At 46.5% G+C, this 20,595-nt stretch carries 19 protein-coding genes; all 19 read right to left on the bottom strand.

What is annotated here, in order from left to right:
- Positions 1-177 precede the first annotated feature (177 nt).
- Positions 178-1,857, bottom strand: coding sequence for a ribonuclease J (locus tag MKY95_RS12400; RefSeq protein WP_076208870.1), 1,680 nt, complete (start codon positions 1,855-1,857; stop codon positions 178-180).
- A gap of 476 nt (positions 1,858-2,333) precedes the next feature.
- Positions 2,334-3,212, bottom strand: coding sequence for a 4-hydroxy-tetrahydrodipicolinate synthase (dapA, locus tag MKY95_RS12395; protein ID WP_036670403.1), 879 nt, complete (start codon positions 3,210-3,212; stop codon positions 2,334-2,336).
- A 47-nt stretch (positions 3,213-3,259) separates the two neighbouring features.
- Entirely contained in the window at positions 3,260-4,480 is a 1,221-nt protein-coding gene (dapG, locus tag MKY95_RS12390) for an aspartate kinase (protein WP_036670402.1), read from the bottom strand.
- A gap of 377 nt (positions 4,481-4,857) precedes the next feature.
- Positions 4,858-5,454, bottom strand: a complete 597-nt coding sequence (locus tag MKY95_RS12385; RefSeq protein WP_062833836.1) for a dipicolinate synthase subunit B — start codon at positions 5,452-5,454, stop codon at positions 4,858-4,860.
- A complete protein-coding gene (gene dpsA, locus MKY95_RS12380; RefSeq protein ID WP_339198948.1) occupies positions 5,451-6,350 on the bottom strand; it encodes a dipicolinate synthase subunit DpsA in 900 nt (299 codons plus the stop codon). The genes MKY95_RS12385 and dpsA overlap by 4 nt, the downstream gene beginning before the upstream one ends.
- A gap of 157 nt (positions 6,351-6,507) precedes the next feature.
- Entirely contained in the window at positions 6,508-6,954 is a 447-nt protein-coding gene (gene dut / locus MKY95_RS12375) for a dUTP diphosphatase (protein ID WP_017689132.1), read from the bottom strand.
- Positions 6,914-8,197, bottom strand: a complete 1,284-nt coding sequence (locus MKY95_RS12370; RefSeq protein ID WP_339188203.1) for a pitrilysin family protein — start codon at positions 8,195-8,197, stop codon at positions 6,914-6,916. The genes dut and MKY95_RS12370 overlap by 41 nt, the downstream gene beginning before the upstream one ends.
- A 99-nt stretch (positions 8,198-8,296) precedes the next feature.
- Positions 8,297-9,292, bottom strand: a complete 996-nt coding sequence (locus MKY95_RS12365; RefSeq protein WP_339198943.1) for a polysaccharide deacetylase family protein — start codon at positions 9,290-9,292, stop codon at positions 8,297-8,299.
- A 175-nt stretch (positions 9,293-9,467) separates the two neighbouring features.
- On the bottom strand, positions 9,468-11,570 hold the full coding sequence (gene pnp, locus MKY95_RS12360) for a polyribonucleotide nucleotidyltransferase (protein ID WP_036609294.1): 2,103 nt from the start codon (positions 11,568-11,570) through the stop codon (positions 9,468-9,470).
- A 259-nt stretch (positions 11,571-11,829) separates the two neighbouring features.
- Entirely contained in the window at positions 11,830-12,099 is a 270-nt protein-coding gene (rpsO, locus tag MKY95_RS12355; protein ID WP_017689136.1) for a 30S ribosomal protein S15, read from the bottom strand.
- Positions 12,100-12,258: 159 nt separating this feature from the next.
- Positions 12,259-13,185 (bottom strand): bifunctional riboflavin kinase/FAD synthetase, encoded by a 927-nt coding sequence (locus tag MKY95_RS12350; protein WP_339199953.1) that lies wholly within the window; start codon positions 13,183-13,185, stop codon positions 12,259-12,261.
- An 82-nt stretch (positions 13,186-13,267) separates the two neighbouring features.
- A complete protein-coding gene (gene truB / locus MKY95_RS12345) occupies positions 13,268-14,191 on the bottom strand; it encodes a tRNA pseudouridine(55) synthase TruB (RefSeq protein WP_036670396.1) in 924 nt (307 codons plus the stop codon).
- Positions 14,185-15,162 carry a bifunctional oligoribonuclease/PAP phosphatase NrnA gene (locus MKY95_RS12340; RefSeq protein ID WP_076318527.1) on the bottom strand — a complete coding sequence of 326 codons (978 nt, stop codon included), beginning with the start codon at positions 15,160-15,162 and terminating at the stop codon, positions 14,185-14,187. The genes truB and MKY95_RS12340 overlap by 7 nt, the downstream gene beginning before the upstream one ends.
- A gap of 19 nt (positions 15,163-15,181) precedes the next feature.
- The gene (gene rbfA / locus MKY95_RS12335; RefSeq protein ID WP_017689140.1) at positions 15,182-15,541 is read right to left on the bottom strand and encodes a 30S ribosome-binding factor RbfA; all 360 of its coding nucleotides are present in this window, start codon (positions 15,539-15,541) and stop codon (positions 15,182-15,184) included.
- 25 nt (positions 15,542-15,566) lie between these two features.
- Positions 15,567-18,152: a translation initiation factor IF-2 gene (infB, locus tag MKY95_RS12330; RefSeq protein ID WP_074094581.1), complete on the bottom strand. Its 2,586-nt coding sequence runs from the start codon at positions 18,150-18,152 to the stop codon at positions 15,567-15,569.
- Positions 18,145-18,474, bottom strand: a complete 330-nt coding sequence (locus tag MKY95_RS12325; protein WP_017689142.1) for a ribosomal L7Ae/L30e/S12e/Gadd45 family protein — start codon at positions 18,472-18,474, stop codon at positions 18,145-18,147. The genes infB and MKY95_RS12325 overlap by 8 nt, the downstream gene beginning before the upstream one ends.
- Positions 18,467-18,772, bottom strand: coding sequence for a YlxR family protein (locus MKY95_RS12320; protein ID WP_036609307.1), 306 nt, complete (start codon positions 18,770-18,772; stop codon positions 18,467-18,469). Before MKY95_RS12320 ends, MKY95_RS12325 begins: the two co-directional genes overlap by 8 nt.
- A gap of 25 nt (positions 18,773-18,797) precedes the next feature.
- On the bottom strand, positions 18,798-19,895 hold the full coding sequence (gene nusA / locus MKY95_RS12315; protein WP_036609309.1) for a transcription termination factor NusA: 1,098 nt from the start codon (positions 19,893-19,895) through the stop codon (positions 18,798-18,800).
- Between the two features lie 123 nt (positions 19,896-20,018).
- Entirely contained in the window at positions 20,019-20,480 is a 462-nt protein-coding gene (gene rimP / locus MKY95_RS12310) for a ribosome maturation factor RimP (RefSeq protein ID WP_036609311.1), read from the bottom strand.
- Positions 20,481-20,595: the final 115 nt, after the last annotated feature.

Raw genomic sequence — 20,595 nt, 5'->3', positions numbered from 1 at the left:
TATGGGGATTTTTCCAACCGCCTTATACCCGCTACATCAAATTGCTTCACATATTGACGCTATTGCAGATCTTCCTGAAAACGCAAAAAAAGCCCCTTCTCTACGAGGAACCGTCCAATATTACTCGTAGAGAAGAGGCGACTGTGTGCCTGAATATATGTTTTTGTTTAGCTTATTTTAAACTTCCATAATGATTGGCAAAATCATCGGTCTACGACGAGTTTGCTCATACAGGAAGCGTCCCAGTGCATCTTTAACATTTGTTTTGAGTGAAGCCCACTCGTTAACGTTCTCACTCATCAACTTCTGCAATGTGCTGCTAACGATCCGGTTGGCCTCATCCAATAGTCCTTCCGATTCACGTACATACACAAATCCGCGAGAGATGATGTCAGGACCGGAAACAATTTTTCCATCCTGTTTGCTCAGTGTTACCACAACAACAAGGATACCATCTTGTGACAACAATTTGCGGTCACGAAGTACAATGTTACCCACATCGCCTACACCCAAGCCATCGATCAACACATTACCTGCAGTAACTTTACCTGCTCTACGTGCTGCTCCACCTTGAATTTCAATCACTTCACCGATATCCGTGATGAAAATGTTCTCAGGTTCTACCCCTACAGATTCAGCAAGAACCGCGTGGCGACGCTGCATACGGAATTCACCGTGGATTGGCAAGAAGAATTTCGGTTTCATCAGGTTGAGCATCAGTTTCAGCTCTTCCTGGCTACCGTGACCAGATACGTGGACGCCACTGTTAGCACCGCTGTAATGCACGTTAGCACCCAGACGGAACAGTTCATCAATCGTACGGCCTACATATTTTTCATTACCTGGAACCGGAGTTGCTGCAATAATAACAGTGTCACCTGGCAGGATGTCCACTTTACGGTGTGTGGAACGAGCCATACGTGTCAGTGCTGACATTGGCTCTCCTTGACTTCCTGTGCAGAGAATCACGACACGATCAGCTGCCATCTTGCCTACTTCTTCAGGTTCAATGATCATGCCATCCGGAATCTCAAGATAACCCAGTTCTGAAGCAATACCAACCACGTTCACCATGCTGCGTCCGATAACTGCAACTTTACGTCCAGTCACTTCTGCTGCATTGATCACCTGTTGGATACGGTGTACGTTGGAAGCAAATGTCGCTACAACAACACGTTGACTTGCTTTACGGAAGATATCTTCCAGCACGATACCCACATTTTTCTCCGATGGTGTGAATCCAGGTTTCTCAGCGTTCGTACTGTCGGACAACAGCGCTAACACGCCATTTGTTCCGATCTGTGCCATACGCTGAAGATCTGCATATTGACCATTGACTGGAGTATGGTCGAATTTGAAGTCACCTGTGTGAACAACTGCACCTTCCGGTGTTTCGACACATACACCAACAGAATCCGGAATACTATGGTTAGTAGCGAAGAACGATGCTTTCAGAACAGATCCAAGTTGGATCTCGGAATCAGCATCAATCAGAATACGTTTTGTTTCACCCAGCAAATTCGCTTCTTTCAACTTGTTTTCTACAAGTCCAAGCGTAAGTCTTGTTCCGTATACAGGAACATTCAGATGTTTGAGAACATATGGCAGACCACCAATGTGATCCTCATGTCCGTGAGTAAGAATGATTCCTCTTACTTTGTCACGGTTCTCAGTCAGGTAAGAAATGTCAGGGATGACAATATCAATACCAAGCATATCTTCTTCCGGGAATTTAAGACCAGCATCTACGACTACAATGTCGTTGGCGTATTGGATGACGTACATGTTTTTACCAATCTCGCCTACGCCGCCCAAAGCAAAAATCATCAGTTTATCGTTATTATTTTTCTTAGACAAATGAATCTAAACCTCCTATGGTAGTTGGACGTCGTACCTTATTATTTATTGTAAGTTAAGAAAAGTAGTCCATACATCACATACCCACCTATCGGGATGAATGCAAAAGAACACCTTTATTCACGATATTTGGAAGAAGTTCTTCGAAGTTATTCCCTTTGACCAACAAGTTGGAGTTGAAATTCCCTCTTAGCCGTTCCTTCCTTTTTCACCGCAAAGCTACACCACGAAACGATGTCGCTTTCAATTTCAAAAAAATACCGCACCCAGTCACTTGACATCATTATACATGATTAAAAACAAAAAAAACAAGTCACTCTCTCGTTAACCTGTAGGTTTCCCCTTAGCAGTGGAAAAGAAACCTCACATTACTCGTAAAAAAAAGAACCGCAGCCTCTACGAAGAGGAGCGGTTCTTTTGCTGATCTGAAGGATATTCCCATGATTAATAAAATAGTCCATATACAACCAAAATGATTACAAATTAAGCAAACCTTTGATATAAACCTGCTCCTCTTCCGTTGGGGGAATAAGGGGCAACCGTACGGAACCAACGTCTAGACCACGCAATGTCAGCGCATATTTCACCGCTACAGGGTTTGGTAGAGGCTGTGGACACTCAAACAGGCCTTTGAACACCGGGAACAACTGCTGATGAATCTGAGCAGCCTGAAGAGGTGCTCCGCCATAGAAGGCGTCAATCATTTTCTTCATTTCTGCCCCTACGACATGACTGGCCACACTGACAATTCCATGTGCTCCAACCGCAATCGCTGGTAAGCCTGAAGCATCATCACCGGAATAAACTCTGAAATTTTCTGGAGCACTTGCTGCAATCAGCGTAACCTGCTCCATAGATGCACATTCCTTCGTAGCGACGATGTTAGGAATCTGTGCAAGACGAAGCGTTGTCTCTGCTGACAGGCTGGTTACTGTACGCCCAGGCACGTTGTAGAGCATAATTGGCAGCTTGGTGGAGCCTGCAATCGCTTCAAAATGTTTGAACAAACCTTCTTGGCTAGGTTTGTTGTAATACGGAACAACCAACAAAATGCCATCCACTCCGGCACGTTCAGCTTCCTGTGTCAAATGGATGGAATGTGCCGTGTTATTGCTTCCCGTTCCGGCTATAATTTTGCACCGACCGGCCGCATGTTTCACTGCAAATTCGAATAATTGAACTTTCTCAGTATCACTAAGTGTTGGAGACTCCCCTGTTGTTCCAGAAACCACAAGCGTCTCCGACTTTTGATCTACAATTAGATAGTCGATTAGACGTGCCGTTTCCTCCCAATGAATCTCTCCTTGTTCATTGAACGGAGTGACCATTGCTGTAATCAATCTTCCAAAGTCCAATTCGATTCCTCCTTCAAAACAGGTTTGGCTCCTCTAACTTCAGTTATTTACAAATGAAGTTCGAATGAGGCGTGAAGTGCCCTCAGGGCCTGAACCATATCTTCTTTTTTTACGAGTACCCAGATTGTTGTATTCGAATCTGCCGATTGCAGGATCTGAATGTCTGCCAGTGTCAAGGACTCCACGATTCGAGCCATGATTCCAGGTACACCATTAATGCCTCCGCCAATGACGGACACTTTGGCACAACCGGACAGGCTTTGTGGCTTGAGACCTATCTCCTGCAATACCTGTATGGCTTTCTCGGAATCACTGTCAAAAACCGTATAGACAACTCCCGAGGGGGTAACATTAATAAAATCAACGCTGATTGAATTCTCAGCCATGGTTTTGAACACTTTTAGTTGCAATCGATCTGCACCACCACCAGGCACATCCACCGTAATTTGCGTTACATTGCTCACGTAGGCGATGCCTGTTACATAACGGTCAACAATGCCTGTCTGCACATCCTGGAATCCTTCCGGATGCGTAACCAGCGTTCCTTCCGTGTCTGCAAAAGTAGATCTTACCCGCACTGGAATCTGGGATTGCATCGCAATCTCAACCGCACGTGGATGGATTACCTTGGCCCCGTGGTGGGCCATGTTACAGATCTCTGCATAACTCACAACAGTCAGTGGACGTGCATCCTCAACAATTCGCGGATCAGCGGTGAGTATCCCGTTCACATCTGTGTAGATATCCACCATTTCAGCACGTAATGCTGCACCGAGAGCTGTAGCAGACGTATCGCTTCCCCCACGACCCAATGTCGTGAAGTCTCCGTTCTCTGTCTGCCCCTGGAATCCGGTTACAACAACGACACGGCCAAGCTGAAGCTGCTCCAACACACGAACAGGACGGACATCCAATATCCGGGCATTCCCGAAATTGTCGTCCGTCACAAAACCTGCTTGTGCACCGGTCAGCACTGTAGTTGGAATGCCTTCATGTTCGAGTAAACTGCTCAACGTTGTCGCCGATATGATTTCACCACAGCACAGCAGTAAATCCTTTTCGCGTGCGGATAGTGCGTTTCCGTTCTGTGCAGCCCAGTCCAGCAACGTATCGGTCGCATATGGCTCGCCGCGGCGCCCCATCGCAGACACAACGATGACCAGACTCAATCCTGCTTCAAGTTCACGTTTAACATGACGGAGCACATGCTCTCTCGCCTGAACAGTGGAGAGAGACGTGCCTCCGAATTTCTGTACCATGATACGCATCTTTATTCCTCCATTTGTGTACGCAAGAAGACTGGACACGGGTCAAATCAACAAATGGATCACTCTAGGGAGCGTTCTGATGCGATAATTTCAGCATTTTATACGGCATTCCATGCCGCTCCTTATTTTCTGTAATTGTCTGGGACAATCGCAAATCAAAGGTCGCGGTTGTTATCGAGGTCATGATGCATACATTCACAATAGACCTCTCCCGCTTGCTTAACCTGTACTGCCCGCAAGCAGGAATGCCTTATAGACAGGAACGTGGACATAGTAGCTGTTCAATCCAGCATATTGTCCCCCATGATTTTCTTTGTCTCTCGAACCCTTCTTCATTTCTCCAAGCGTATAAACGTTGTCACCGAATCATTGTTCCATCAAGCCTGTGAAGAACGCTCCACAATCATCGGCTGCAACTGTTTGCCCTCAAGAGCACTCCAGCAAGCCTCTGGAATCAATTCCATTTTGGCGACTAACGAGTTTGGTTTTTTCACTGGATCGTCCTGCCCAAATGGCACAAAATACAAGTATTTAGCCACGAGCAATTTGGCGATATTCGCAGCATTCAAGCCCAGACCGTCATTCGTGGAAATCGCGAGCACAAGTGGACGCTGATTGCGCATCTGCGCTTTGGCTGCCATTAGCACTGGACTGTCGGTCATCGCATTAGCCAGCTTGCTTGTTGTATTCCCTGTGCATGGAGCAATAACCAGCACATCAAGCAGCTTGGAAGGCCCTAATGGCTCCGCTTCAACAATTGTAGAAATGATATCATTACCTGTTATATCTTTCAACTGTTTTTGCCAATTTTGCGCCGTACCAAAGCGTGTATCCGTCGTCAGAACCGAATTCGAAATAATCGGAATGACGTTGGCACCTTCAGCTACGAAGCGGCTAATTACCGGCATAACCTCTTCAAACGTACAATGAGAACCCGTAATTGCATAACCTACCGTTTTTCCCTGCCAGTTCATGATTTAACCTCCCGTGCGTTCTGTTCTTCCAAAAGCAAACGGATCAACGCGTCGGCAATAATGCCGCCAGCCGTTTTGGGAGCAACAATGCCGGGGAGGCCAGGCGCAAGTAGCGCTTTGATACCGCGTTTGTCGGCATACCTGAAATCACAGCCGCCAGGAGCGGATGCGAGGTCGATAATGACAGCATTTTGCGGCATTCTGGACAGGATTTGTGCTGTGATTATCATAGTCGGTATCGTATTAAAAAGCAAGTCAACTTCCCCGGTCTGAGCGGCCAAATCCGTTGTCATGAAAGGCTTCCAGCCCATTATTGTAGCGCGGGCAACATCCTCTTCCCGCCTGATTCCCACCCGTACATTTGCTCCAAGTCCCTGCAGTGTTTTGGCCATTGTGAATCCTGTTCGACCAATGCCAAGCACAATGCATTCCGAACCATGGATTGTGAAGTCCGTCTCCCGAATAGCTATGGCGATGGCTCCCTCAGCTGTTGGAATAGAGTTATAAAGTGCAATATCATCACGATCAAGTACTTCAACAAGTCGCAGCCCATTTTCAAGACAAAGTTCGCGCAAGAACGGCTTTGCCATACCTGTGAACACAATACAATGCTCTGGTAATGCTGCAATATGTTCCTTTTTCAAATAGATCGGTGTGTCACTGAATGAAGTACTTACTTTTCCCTGCTCATCGCAACCGACAACAGGCAGTACGAGTACATCTGCGGAAGCAAACACTTCATCCTCCAGTTCCTGGTGCTCGATCCCTGGAATGGAACGCTCTATTTTATCGAAACCCACCACACTTACCGTTGCATCCAGCTCAGCGCACTTTTGAATGACTTCAAGCTGCCGCGCATCTCCGCCCAGGACTACAATCCGGACTCCGGTCAGCATCGGGACGTCACTCCTTTCACCACATGTATGCCTTATCGTATGCAGGGGCCCACAGGGGGGTGAAAACAATAATTGCATTCCACCGTCCGTTTCTCAAATGTAAAAAAGAGCCGCCCCTGTCAGGGACGACTCTAAAGAATAGGTATATTTACGCTGCTTATTTCCCGGTATGACCGAATCCACCTTCGCCACGTACCGTTTCCGAAAGTTCATTCACTTCCGTCAATTCAACCGCAGGCACGGTCTGGAAGACGATCTGTGCGATGCGCTCTCCCCGTACAATTGTGAACGGTTCCTGACCCAGATTAATCAACAGAACTTTAACTTCTCCGCGATAATCCGCATCAATGGTCCCCGGTGTGTTGAGGCAAGTAATACCATGTTTGAAAGCCAGTCCGCTCCGAGGACGAATCTGTGCTTCCAATCCAGCTGGCATTGCCATCGCAAGTCCGGTAGGAATCAGCGTACGCTGACCCGGCTGCAATACAACATCTTCCTGAAGTGCAGCTACTACATCAAAGCCGGATGCCAGCTCCGACATTTTTTGAGGCAGTTTAATATCTTCATTGCCCGGCAGTTTCTGTATTTGAACGTAATGCAACAAAATCATCCCTTCTCAATCCAGCGATCGTCTTATCTGAAGCGCCAACCATAGCAAGTGCAAAAGGTTCAGCAAACATCAGATCAAGTACCGCGTTAATATCGTCCATGGTAACTTGCTCAATTTTGGCAATCATCTCATCCAGTGTATGGTGTCTGCCCAGCATGAGCTCGTTTTTACCCAGACGATTCATGCGACTGCCTGTGCTTTCCAAGCTCAGAATCAAGCTACCTTTCAGCTGTTCTTTTCCTTTACGAAGTTCATCTTCGGACAAGCCGTTAACAGCCAAGTCGCGTAGAACCTCTTTGGTCAGATCGAGCACTTCTTTGGTCTGTTTCGGTGCTGTACCCGCGTATATCGTGAAAAGTCCGCTGTCCGCATGAGAGCTATGATAGGAATACACGGAGTACGCAAGACCCCGTTTCTCACGAATTTCCTGGAACAGCCTGGAGCTCATGCCTCCACCAATGGCGTTATTCAGAACAACCATAGCGAATTGCAGCGGATCTCCGATTTTACAGCCCGGGAACGAAATACAGATATGATTCTGTTCCGTTTTCTTTTTGTGAAAGAGCTGTCCGCTTTGGAAGGCTGGCATCGTGACTGCTTCCGATACTCCATTTACATCAAAAGCACCAAAATGCTTCTCCATCAGATCGATTACACTGTCATCAATATTACCCGCGATACTAATGACCGTGTTCTCAATCGTGTAGTGCTCCTTCATATATGCACGCAGATGGCTGGAATCCATCACTTTGAGACGTTCTTCCGTACCCAGGATTGGGTATGCGAGTGGATGCTCACCATAAGCGGCCAAGGCCATCAGATCATGAACCATATCATCAGGCGTATCTTCATACATCGAGATTTCTTCCAGAATGACGTTTTTCTCCTTGATCAATTCACCATCATCCATTTTGGAGCGGAAAAACATATCAGACAATACATCAACCGCAATCGGCAAATGTTCATCCAACACTTTAGCATAATAACACGTATATTCTTTGGAAGTGAATGCATTCACGTTACCGCCAATCGCATCGAACTGCTCCGCAATCGCCTTGGCATCATAACGATCTGTTCCCTTGAATAACATGTGTTCAATAAAATGTGATACTCCGTTACTTGCAGGTTGCTCATTGCGCGAACCTGTCTTGACCCATATTCCGAAAGACACAGAACGGCAGGTCGGTATCTGTTCCATGACAACTCTGAGGCCATTGCCCAGCTGAATTTTTTTCATGGTTGGCCCTCCTACATCTCTATAATTGCCTTGATCTCAACCTTGAAATTGAAATCGACATTTGGTTCCAACTGTTTGATATTAACAAAAAAACAACGTTCACTCAACCGCAGACGTATTTACACGTTCCGAAGACAGCGTCTCACTTACTGTTCCGAGCACCAAACCTTTGGCCCGTATGAATTGAATCATGCCCTTTAAAGCTCCCGAAGAAGCAGCTGTAGGGTGCATTAGAATTAACGTTCCAGCCTCGGTATTTTTTGCAATTTTGGCAACAACGGCATCTGGGCTTGGCTTTCGCCAATCCACAGTATCTACTGTCCATAACACGGTTTGCAGTCCCATGGATGAAGCAATGTCAACGGTCTTCTGATTAAAGTCACCGGAAGGCGGAGCAAACCAACGATTCTCTACGCCCAGTGTTTTATGGAGCAGATCCTGGGTTTTGCTAATTTCCAGCTTAGCCCGTTCTGCGCTCAATCGACTCATATTAGGGTGAGAATATGCATGGTTGGACATCTCATGCCCACGTTTCTGAATTTCTTTGGCCAGTTCAACGTTTTTGCTTAACCAACTTCCATCCAGAAAAAAAGTAGCCTTCACTTTCTCGGCATCAAGCGTATCGAGCATCGATTTAATGTATTCGTTCCCCCAGGCCACATTAATCATAAAAGAAACCATCGGTTTGTTTGCATTCCCCCGATAGATCGGATGTGCACCCAAATCCTTAAGCTGGATCTCCGGTTCAATCTGACGGTAGACATACGCTATTTTGGTATTCAACGTTCCACTCAGCGCCTTACGGTATGTCGCTTCCACATCAATCTCCATGCCATTATAACCAGGAATCGCTTTCCATACCCGATCCACTCTGGCATTTACCGGAGCAATTTTCGTTTCAGCCGCTTTATCCCGAATCGCAGACAACAGCGCATCTTCTCCAGTTGCCTCCTTAAACATGTCAAAAGCATTTTGCGTACCTGGCCCATCACGGATCTCCGTAATGTATGTACGTACACTGCCAACTTGTCCGATCAATATGACCGCAGTCACACCCGCCAGAACAGCCGCCAGCTTTTTGGATTGGTTTCCCACAGCTCCATCCTCCCGCCGTCTTTGTCCCCATCATATGAGGACAAGGGCAAAAATATGAATGCTAAGCCATGGTTTCATCCTTGCTTTACGTATTTAAACGTTAAAAAAAGAGCCAGAAATTCACATTCTGTCTCTTCATTCAATCTATCCATTTATAACCTGTCGCTTCGGTATCCTAGGATTGAGCCGGAGCTTCAGCAGTCAAAACTGCTTTACGGGACAAGTTGATTCGACCTTGTGGGTCAATTTCCGTTACTTTTACCGTAATGGAATCACCGATAGCTACAACATCTTCCACTTTGGCAACACGTTCAGTTGACAGTTGCGAGATGTGTACCAGACCTTCTTTGTTCGGAAGTACTTCAACAAATGCACCGAATTTTTCTACGCGTTTTACTTTACCGACATAAATCTCGCCGACCAATACTTCGCGCACAATACCTTCGATGATCGCTTTGGCTTTATCATTCATCTCCTGGTTGGAAGAAGCGATAAAGACACGTCCATCCTGTTCAATATCAATTTTAACACCGGTTTCTTCGATGATTTTATTGATAATTTTACCACCTGCACCGATCACATCACGGATTTTGTCCGGATTGATATGCATCGTTGTAATTTTTGGCGCATATTGTGATAACTGCTCACGTGGAGTTTTCAAAATTTCGTTCATTTTGCCCAAAATGTGCATACGGCCTTCTTTGGCTTGCGCCAATGCATCAGACAAAATTTGACGATTAATACCAGCAATTTTGATGTCCATTTGGATTGCAGTTACACCTTCAGGTGTTCCAGCTACTTTAAAGTCCATGTCACCGAGGTGATCTTCCATACCTTGAATATCACTCAGAATGGATACATGATCTCCGTCTTTGATCAGACCCATAGCTACACCCGCAACTGGAGCTTTGATTGGTACACCTGCATCCATCATAGCTAAAGTGCTGGCACAGATACTTGCCTGAGATGATGAGCCGTTGGATTCAAGAACTTCAGATACCAAACGAATCGTGTATGGGAAATCCGTTTCGGAAGGAATCACTTTGGAAAGTGCGCGCTCACCCAGAGCACCATGTCCGATTTCGCGACGGCCTGGAGCACGCAATGGACGCGCTTCGCCTACGCTGAATGGTGGGAAGTTATAGTGATGCATGAATCGTTTCGTTTCTTCAAGACTGATTCCGTCCAAAATCTGAACATCACCCAGTGCACCAAGTGTACAAACGCTAAGTGCTTGCGTTTGCCCACGCGTAAACAGTCCTGTACCATGTGCACGTGGCAGCAGAGATGTATCACATTCAATTGGGCGAATTTCAGCAAGTCCACGTCCATCTGGACGAACTTTATCATGCGTGATCAGACGACGCACTTCTTCTTTGACGATATCGTGCAGAACTTCCTTCACGTCTTTGAACAATTCCGGACTTTCAATATATTTCTCTTCAAAGTGAGCAACGGTTTCGTCATTCACTACATCGATTGCATCTTGACGAGCATGTTTCTCGGCGATTTTAACCGCTTCGACCAGACGAGCGCTGGCGAATTCACGCACACTGTTGTTAACTTCAGCATTAACGGTACGCAACTTAACAGCCATTTTTTCTTTTCCAGCAACTTGCACAAGTTGTTCGATTACAGCAATAATGTTTTGGATCTCATCATGTCCAAACATGATTGCTTCGAGCATCACTTCTTCCGCCACTTCGTTTGCTTCGGCCTCAACCATCATGATGGCATCCTTGGTTCCTGCAACAACCAGTTCAATATCACTAACTTCAAGCTGTGCAATCGTTGGGTTAATGATGAACTCGCCATCAATACGTCCAACTTTCACGCCACCAATCGGTCCGCTGAATGGAACATCCGAAATGCTCAATGCTGCTGATGTACCAATCATTGCAGCGATTTGCGGTTCGCAGTCCTGATCCACACTCATAACGATATTCAGAACTTGTACATCATTCCGGAAGCCTTCCGGGAACAAAGGACGAATTGGACGGTCTGTCAGACGGCTTGAAAGAATCGCTTTCTCACTCGGTCTGCCTTCACGTTTAATAAATCCTCCCGGGATTTTACCTACGGCGTACAATCTTTCTTCATAGTTCACCGTTAATGGGAAAAAGTCCAGATCTTTCGGCTCACTTGATGCTGTCACGGTACACAATACCACGGTATCCCCGTATGTTACCTTAACGGCAGCATTAGCCTGCTTGGCCAAACGCCCGGTCTCAAGCGTAAGTTTTCTTCCACCAAGCTGCATTTCAACACGCTGTTCCATGAAACCCCTCCTTTTATTCGTTCCTAATTCAATGGATTCTGCATATTCACAGTATTTCCTGCTTGTCCTGCATTCATTAGCTATGTATGGAACTTTCAACATGCTAACCTGCACAACAAAAGCTCCTCACGGAGCCCCATCTACAAATATATGGCAACATGTTCATCTACAAAACAACCCGGCTGTAAGTTCCGCTTGTCCTTTTAGACAAAAGAATGACGGATAACAGCCAGGTTGATTTTGAAAACATGTACGATAATTAACGACGCAATCCGAGTTTTTCGATCAGTGCGCTGTAACGTTTAACATCTTTGTTTTTCACATAAGCCAAAAGCTTACGACGTTGACCTACCATTTTCAAAAGTCCACGACGTGAGTGGTGGTCTTTCTTATGCGTACGCAAGTGGTCTGTCAAACTTGTGATGTTTTCCGTAAGGATAGCAACTTGCACCTCTGGAGATCCTGTATCGGACTCGTGAGTTTTGTGCTCGTCGATCAGTTGTTGTTTACGTTCTTGAGTCAATGCCATCCTGTTCACCTCCTTCAATATAATCGCCATTAGCCTCGTCACCGCCGGTGAGAGCAAGCAACCAAGCCAAGGTTAATGTTGTCTCAATCGACAACGTAGTACAGTATATCATAATTGCCTAGTTAAAGTAAATGTAAACATGCATTTAATCCTGAACCTTTAAGATAACAGGCGGCCGGCAGTTAATGCATCTTCACGAATCTGGCTAATTAATGCATCAATGGAGTCAAACTTTCGTTCTGCACGAATATAGTGAACGAGCTCAACCTTTAGTTCCTGGTCATATAAGTGTCCATCAAAATCAAGCAGGTGCACTTCAAACGTAGGTTTCATCCCACTTTCGTGAAACGTAGGTTTCACACCGAGATTCATTACGCCATGCAGTTCCTGTTCGCCATACTGCACACGAACAGCGTAAACACCCTTCGACGGGGTAACGTAATGATCCGTGAGTTCAAGGTTGGCTGTAGGAAATCCAATCGTTCGTCCACGCTTCTCCCCGTGAATGACGGTTCCTCTGATGCTGTAAGGTCGGCCAAGCCACTGACTGGCCTCATCCATCTCCCCACGCTTCAACAGGCCACGAATGAGAGAACTGCTCACTTTTTCACCATTCAACAAGAAAGGAGGAACGGTTTCCACCGTCATCTCTCCTTCTCCCAAAGTACGAAGAAGTTGTTCATCCCCTGCACCCTTGTGACCAAAACGGAAGTCAAAACCCACCACCGCTGTTCGTGTCTGAAGAGGAATCAACAAGTCGTGTACGAATTGTTGCGGAGTCAAACGTGAGAAATCTTCATTGAACTCCACCACATAGAGTACATCAACGCCCATTCCTGCCAAGATCTCTTCTTTATCTCTCAAGGGAGTTAAATAACCCTCGTAATCCCCTTTGCGCATAACTTCCTTCGGATGTGGATGAAAGGTCATGACCGCTGCCTGCATGCCCGTTTCCCGCGCAATGCGGACAGCTGATAAAATGACACTTGCATGTCCGAGATGCAGTCCGTCGAATTGACCAATCGCAAGCACTTGGGGCAGTGTGCTCAGCTCAGTCGAATGTAACGTCTGCGGATAGGTTAGCATTACGGTTTTCACAATCATTCACCTGCATTTCACTAGATAGGCCAAGCCAGAGCATCACCACAACTCCAAGCCCGAAACCTCTTTATTCCGGCAAAAAGACTTTAACTGCCCTCACCGTTGGTTTTAGTTCATCCCGTTCAAATATCCCCAGAAACGTACCATCCTGAGCATACAACCGCAATAAACCAGGTTGCTCTACAGGCGGTTCCAGAAGACGTGCAGACAGTTTCTGACCTTGAAGTGCTCCTTTGGTCTGTTCTTCTCCAACCTTATGGGCCGGAATTGAAGCAATAGCCTCGTCAACAGGAATCAGCGCCTCCGCCAAAGTCCCGTCAGCCATAAGTTGTTCCACTTCTTCAATTCGAAGACAACGATCTGCAGAGATACCTGCCGATATCGTACGCTCCAGTTGAACCATGGTTGATGGATATCCGAGTTGCCGGCCAATGTCTACACACAATGTCCGAATATAAGTACCTTTTGAACATAAGGCCCGGAAGGATATATCGGTGGTCTCACCCTGAGTCTCAATCCCTGTAAGTTCGAGCTCATAGATTGTAACCTCACGGCTCTTACGCTCTACCGTCTTACCTTCACGAGCAAGCTCATAAAGACGTTTGCCGTCTACCTTTACCGCAGAATACATGGGTGGTACCTGAGAGATCGTGCCCAGAAACTGCTCAAGCACCTGTTGAACCTGTTCCTGTGTTACTTCCACAGTCGTTTCAGCCCGCTCGATGACTTCCCCTGTCATATCCTCTGTGTCAGTAGACAGTCCCAATCTGAGCGTAGCCAGATATTCCTTCGGAAGCTCCTGCATGTACTCCACCACACGTGTCGCCCGTCCAAGACAGAGCGGCAGAACGCCTGTAACTTGTGGGTCAAGTGTGCCCGTATGCCCAATGCGCTTCATTTTGAGAATGCGACGCATTTTGGCTACAACATCATGAGAAGTAAATCCCGCCGGTTTATATACCGGAAGTACACCTTCAAATGGCTTTACCATTGTGAATTCACCTGCTTCAGTACTTTTGCGATAATATCATCAAGTCTGCCTTCCAGACGACATCCGGCTGCGAGCACATGCCCGCCTCCGCCAAAGGTCTGTGCTAGTGCAGCAACATCAATTTTACCAGCTGAACGCAAAGAAACCTTGACTGCATTCTCGTTAATGACTTTGAAAAAGATACCAACTTCCACGCCCTGAATGTTGCGCGGATAGTTCACTACCCCTTCAAGATCTTCATTAGCTGCTCCACAAGCCACCATATCATCTGGTGTAATAACAACCCAGGCTATCTTTCCATCATCTGTCATCTGCAGGCTTGATAGTGCCTGATTCAAAATCCGAACTTGCGGAAGAGTCACCTGCTCCAACAAGGTCTGGGCGAGATAGGGTCCATCCACGCCATGTTCAAGCAGTCTGGAGGCCGTTGTCATTACATTTGGGCTGGTGTTGGCATAGCGGAATCCACCTGTATCGGTAAGCAATCCTGTATAAACTGCCGTCGCAACATCTTTATCCCATGTTACTTGGAACAGGTTAAGAAAATCGAACAAGATTTCAGCCGTTGCAGCAGCATCAGACTTAATGATGTTGACTGTACCATAACCGTCATTTGTAGGGTGATGATCAATATTCAAGATAACAGCATCATCTTCGAAATAATGACGTGTCAGACCTACTCTGGCAAAGTCTGCACAATCCACACAGATAACAGCTTTATATTTTCGCTGCGGTGGTTGTTCGGTCATGTTCACAATGTTGCCTGCTTCCCACAAAAATTGCATGCGCCCGGGGATTTCACCTTCATTAATCATCGTGAATGTCTTACCCAGACATGACAGCAGCCAGCCCACCGTTACCGTCGAGCTGACTGCGTCACCGTCCGGCTGTACATGCGACACGACCAGGTAATCATCATGCTCCAGCAGAAATTGCTTTCCGGCCTGGAGCGCCTGTTCATAAGTGTGCATTGCCGTCTCCTCTATTCTGTTACTGGGATTCGTTCTTGTCGGAACCAATATCGCCAAGCAGCTTCTCAATTCGGCTGCCATAAGCGATGGATTCGTCAATCTTAAATATCAACTCGGGAACATGACGGAACCGGATACGTTTGCCCAGCTCTGAACGCAAAAATCCATTTGCTTTTGCCAGAGCTTTCAGCGTGTTATCTTTTTGTTCCTGTTCACCGAAGACACTCAGATAAACTTTGGCTTGCGACAAGTCTCCTGTCACTTCGACTCCCGTTACCGTAATAAAGCCGATACGTGGATCTTTCAGTTCAGACTGGATGAGCAGACTTATTTCTTTCTTGATCTGCTCGCCCACTCTACCTGTACGAATCTTAGCCATTGTTGTTCACCTCATGCTTCCTTGCTTATCGTTGTACTGTCTCCATAATGAAAGCTTCGATAACGTCGCCTTCTTTGAGATCATTATATTTATCAAGTGTGATACCGCACTCGTAACCTTGTGCTACTTCTTTGGCATCATCTTTATAACGTTTCAGGGAATCCAGCTTACCTTCGTAAAGGACAATGCCATCACGAATCAGGCGTGCTTCCGCAGAACGCGTAATTTTACCTGAGGTAACCATACAACCAGCGATGGTACCCACTTTACTGATGGAGAACGTGCTCCGAACTTCAGCATGACCGATAACTTTTTCTTTGTAGATCGGATCAAGCATACCTTTCATCGCTTGTTCAATTTCTTCGATAACACTGTAGATCACGCGATGCAGACGAATGTCTACTTGCTCTTGATCTGCAGTTGATTTCGCCTGGTTATCAGGACGAACGTTGAAACCGATCACGATAGCATTGGATGCTGCAGCTAAAATGATGTCGGATTCTGTGATTGCACCAGCGCCGCTATGAATAATTTTCACGCGTACACCTTCAACTTCGATCTTCGCAAGGGAACCTTTCAATGCTTCAACCGAACCTTGTACATCACCTTTGATGATTACGTTCAGATCTTTGATCTCGCCATCTTTGATGTGCTGGAACAGATCATCCAACGTCACACGAGTATGCGTACCCAGATCGGATTCACGTTGCGTGATCGAACGTTTGTCAGCGATGGAACGCGCTTTGCGCTCATCTTCAAACACCATGAATGGATCTCCCGCACCTGGAACTTCAGTCAGACCTGTGATTTCTACAGGTGTTGAAGGTCCAGCTTCTTTCAATTTGCGACCTTTGTCATTGACCATCGCACGAACACGACCGAAGCAGTTACCTGCAACGAAAGCATCGCCGACTTTCAATGTACCGTGCTGTACGAGGATACGTGCAACTGGGCCACGTCCTTTATCCAGCTCGGCTTCAATCACTGTACCACGGGCACGTTTGTCCGGGTTCGCTTTGTATTCGTTCACTTCTGCAACGAGCAGAATCATTTCAAGCAGACCTTCCAGACCCATTCTTTGTTTCGCTGACACGTTAACAAAGATGGTATCTCCGCCCCACTCTTCCGGAACGAGTTCATAGCTGGTTAATTCTTGTTTCACTTTATCTGGATCAGCGCCCGGCTTGTCAATTTTGTTGACAGCAACGATGATTGGTAGCCCAGCAGCTTTGGCATGGTTAATCGCCTCAATGGTCTGTGGCATAACACCGTCATCCGCAGCTACGACAATAATCGTCATATCCGTAACTTGTGCGCCACGTGCACGCATCGCTGTAAACGCTTCGTGACCCGGAGTATCCAGGAACGTGATTTTTTTGTTGTTAATTTCAACTTGATAAGCACCGATATGTTGCGTGATTCCGCCTGCTTCGCCATCGGATACATTCGTAGAACGAATCGCATCCAGCAAAGTAGTTTTACCATGGTCAACGTGACCCATGATCGTAACTACTGGTGGACGAGCCTGCAAGTCAGCAGCATCATCATTCTCTTCCAGTGTTTCGAAACGGTCATCTTCAAGCACAATCTTCACTTCAACCTCAACACCGAATTCACCTGAAAGCAGAAGGATCGTTTCGATATCAAGCTCTTGGTTGATTGTTGCCATAACACCCATAGCGATGAGCTTTTTGATAACTTCGGAAGCATCCTTATGGAGCAACTTCGCTGTTTCACCAACGGTCATATCACCACGAACGATGATTTTCTTAGGTGTGTTATCAATTTTCTCACGTTGTTGGTACTGTTGTTGATTTCTGTTGCGGTTGTTCTTGCCACCACGGTTACCACGGAAGTTACCGCCACGGTTGTCATCATAACGACGTCCACCGCCACCGCTGTTCGAACGGTTACCACTATTGTTGTTGCTGCCAGTAGTACCACCTGGGCCGCTTCTACGTTGGCCTTGTCCTTGGCTCTGACCTTGGCCACCGCTACGGTTGCCAGCAGTACCTGTATTACCACCGCTGTTAGGGCCTGAAGTTCTTACTTGACCGCCACCGCTGTTATTCGGACGTTGACCCGTTCCTTGCGGACGGGATGCAGTACTGCTTTGTCCACCTTGAGCTGGTCTTGGACGGTTAGTTGATTGTCCTCCTTGGCTTGAGCCTTGGGAAGAGTTCGTTCTGTTGCGACTGTCTTGGCCGCTGGGTCTTTGAGTGCCATTGTTATTGTTGGAATTTGGTCTATTGTTCATACCTACCTGCTTTTCCTGTTGTATTTTTGTTTGTACGGGACTACCGGATGGGTTGCTGCTAATCGGCGTGTTCACTCCGCCGGCCGGCTTGTTGCTGTCCACTGGTTTGTCACTACGTACTGCCGAAGTTGCAACTGGTTTTGCATCGTTGCCTTGTTTCGAAGCAGCAGTGGATTTTATATCTTTAAAAAATTGTTCCACCTTACCGACTGAACCATTCTCCATGACACTCATATGATTGTTTACGGGAATTTCCAGCTTTTTAAGAATGGTTATAATTTCTTTACTACTCATATTAAGGGACTTCGCATATTCATAAACCCGCAATTTATCCTTGTTTTCCTGTTTACTCAATATACTCCACCTCCGACATTATACCGACTTGCTTGGAGATCATTTTTGCAAACCCTCGATCCGTTACTGCAAGAACAACACGCGTGTCTTTACCGATACTTGAACCCAGACTATCCCGGTCAAATCCGATCAACAGAGGAACCTTATAAGTTCCGCATTTATCGCGAAATTTCTTTTGTGTATTGGCTGAGGCGTCACCCGCAACAATAACCATTTTAGCTTCGGAAGAACGGATCGCTTTAAGTACAATTTCTTCACCTGTTACAAGTTTACCTGCACGCATAGAGAGTCCCAAATAAGACAGCGTTTTAATATTAGTCATGTTCACGCTCCTGTGCTGCTATGAATTCATCCTCAACCGCGATGAAGTCAGCTGCTAATTGCTCGTAAATTTCAGGTGAGACTTTGCCTTTTAACGCCCGATCCAAAGCCCGGTTTTTGAGTGCGAGCTTAAAACAGGACTCTTTGCCGCATAAATAGGCACCACGTCCGGATTTTTTGCCAGTCAAATCGATCAGCACTTCATCCTCTGGCGTTTTAACAATGCGAATCAGCTGCTTTTTGGGCATCATTTCTTGGCATGCCACACATTTGCGCAGCGGCACTTTTTTTGGTTTCATACGTCAGCGCCCCCCGTACTTTACTTTAGTCGACGGAGACGGAATCCTGATGCATTTCAGAAGAAGAATCTTTTTCTCTGCCGAATTCCTGTTCCGCCTGGCTCTCGCTCTTAATGTCGATTTTCCAGCCGGTTAATTTGGCTGCCAATCTGGCATTTTGGCCTTTGATACCAATTGCGAGGGACAGTTGATAGTCCGGAACGATAACCCGAGCCATCTTTTCTTCCTCAAATACATGAACTTCCAATACTTTGGAAGGACTCAGTGCATTAGCAACATATTCGTCTACCTGATCGGAGAAACGAACGATGTCGATTTTTTCACCGCGCAGCTCACCCACAATGGTCTGCACGCGCATTCCCCTAGGACCTACACAAGATCCAACTGGATCAACTTCCTCGTTGCGGGAATGAACGGCAATCTTGGAGCGGAACCCTGCTTCGCGAGCGACGGAGCGAATTTCAACTACACCGTCAAAGATCTCAGGCACTTCCAGTTCAAAGAGACGTTTCAAGAGGCCCGGATGGGTACGGGACAAAATGATTTGCGGCCCTTTTGTCGTATTCTCGACCTTGGTGATATACGCCTTAATACGGTCACCATGAACAAACTTCTCGTTCGGCATCAATTCGGTCAGCGGTAAAGCCGCTTCGATTTTGCCCAGATCGATGTAGATATTGCGCAAATCCTGACGCTGCACCACTCCCGTAACGATATCTTCTTCCTTATCTACGAAAGCGTTGTAGATCAGGCCGCGTTCGGCTTCACGAATCCGCTGGGTCACTACCTGTTTGGCAGTTTGTGCCGCGATACGTCCGAAATCACGCGGCGTAACTTCAATCTCCGCAATATCTTCCAGCTGGAAGTGTGGGTTGATTTCTCGTGCAGCAGGCAATGAAATTTCGGTACGTGAATCCAGGACTTCTTCCACGATCAATTTACGGGCATACACCCGAATAACTCCCGTATTACGGTTCATGTCAACACGCACATTCTGGGCCGTGTTGAAATTCCGCTTGTAGCTGGAAATTAGTGCAGCCTCGATCGCTTCAAACAGCACATCCTTGCTGATCCCTTTTTCCCGTTCCAATTCATTCATTGCTTCAATAAAATCCGTACTCATGAATGTTGATCCCCCTTTCAAACATGGCATCTCATACGTAAAACGGCGAAAGGCTCTGAACTCATGAGCACCTTGCCGTTATCGTGAGATGTGTCTTTTTCATTAATAAAGTGAACAAGGCACTTAAAACAAAATAGCTAGGCGCGCACTGGCAACCTTATCATAAGAAATGGCATGCTGTTTTTTGCCTGCTTCGATCACGAGTTCATCGTCATCAAAGGAAAGCAGCTTGCCTTCAAATTCCTTCAATCCGTTCACCGGCTCGTAGGTTGTAACAAAAACATTTTTGCCTACAGCTTTGGTAACGTCCTCAGGTTTTTTCAGTGGACGCTCCGCACCGGGAGAAGACACTTCAAGGAAATAGATGGTTGGAATCGGATCGTTCTCATCCAGCTTGGCGCTCAGCTTTTCGCTGATCAAGACACAATCGTCGATGTCGATGCCACCCTCTTTGTCGACATACACCCGTAAAAACCAGTTGCTGCCTTCTTTGACGTATTCGATGTCAACCAGCTCGAAGCCTTGTTCGTTCAAGTAGGGTTGGATCATTTCTTCCACGGTAGATTTAATGTTCGTTGTGCTCAAAACCAATAACCTCCAACTTAGGTTACACCAGCAAAAAAGCACTGGCAGATTATTCAATACCCAAGATTCTTGTATACCAAAGACTAAAGAGTGGGTTTCCCCACTCTTTAGAAAT

Source organism: Paenibacillus sp. FSL P4-0176 (assembly GCF_037975265.1).
In the GTDB taxonomy this organism is placed as follows: Bacteria; Bacillota; Bacilli; order Paenibacillales; family Paenibacillaceae; genus Paenibacillus; species Paenibacillus amylolyticus.
Note: the sequence above shows the minus strand (reverse complement) of the source record. Positions and strands in the feature narration are given on the sequence as shown.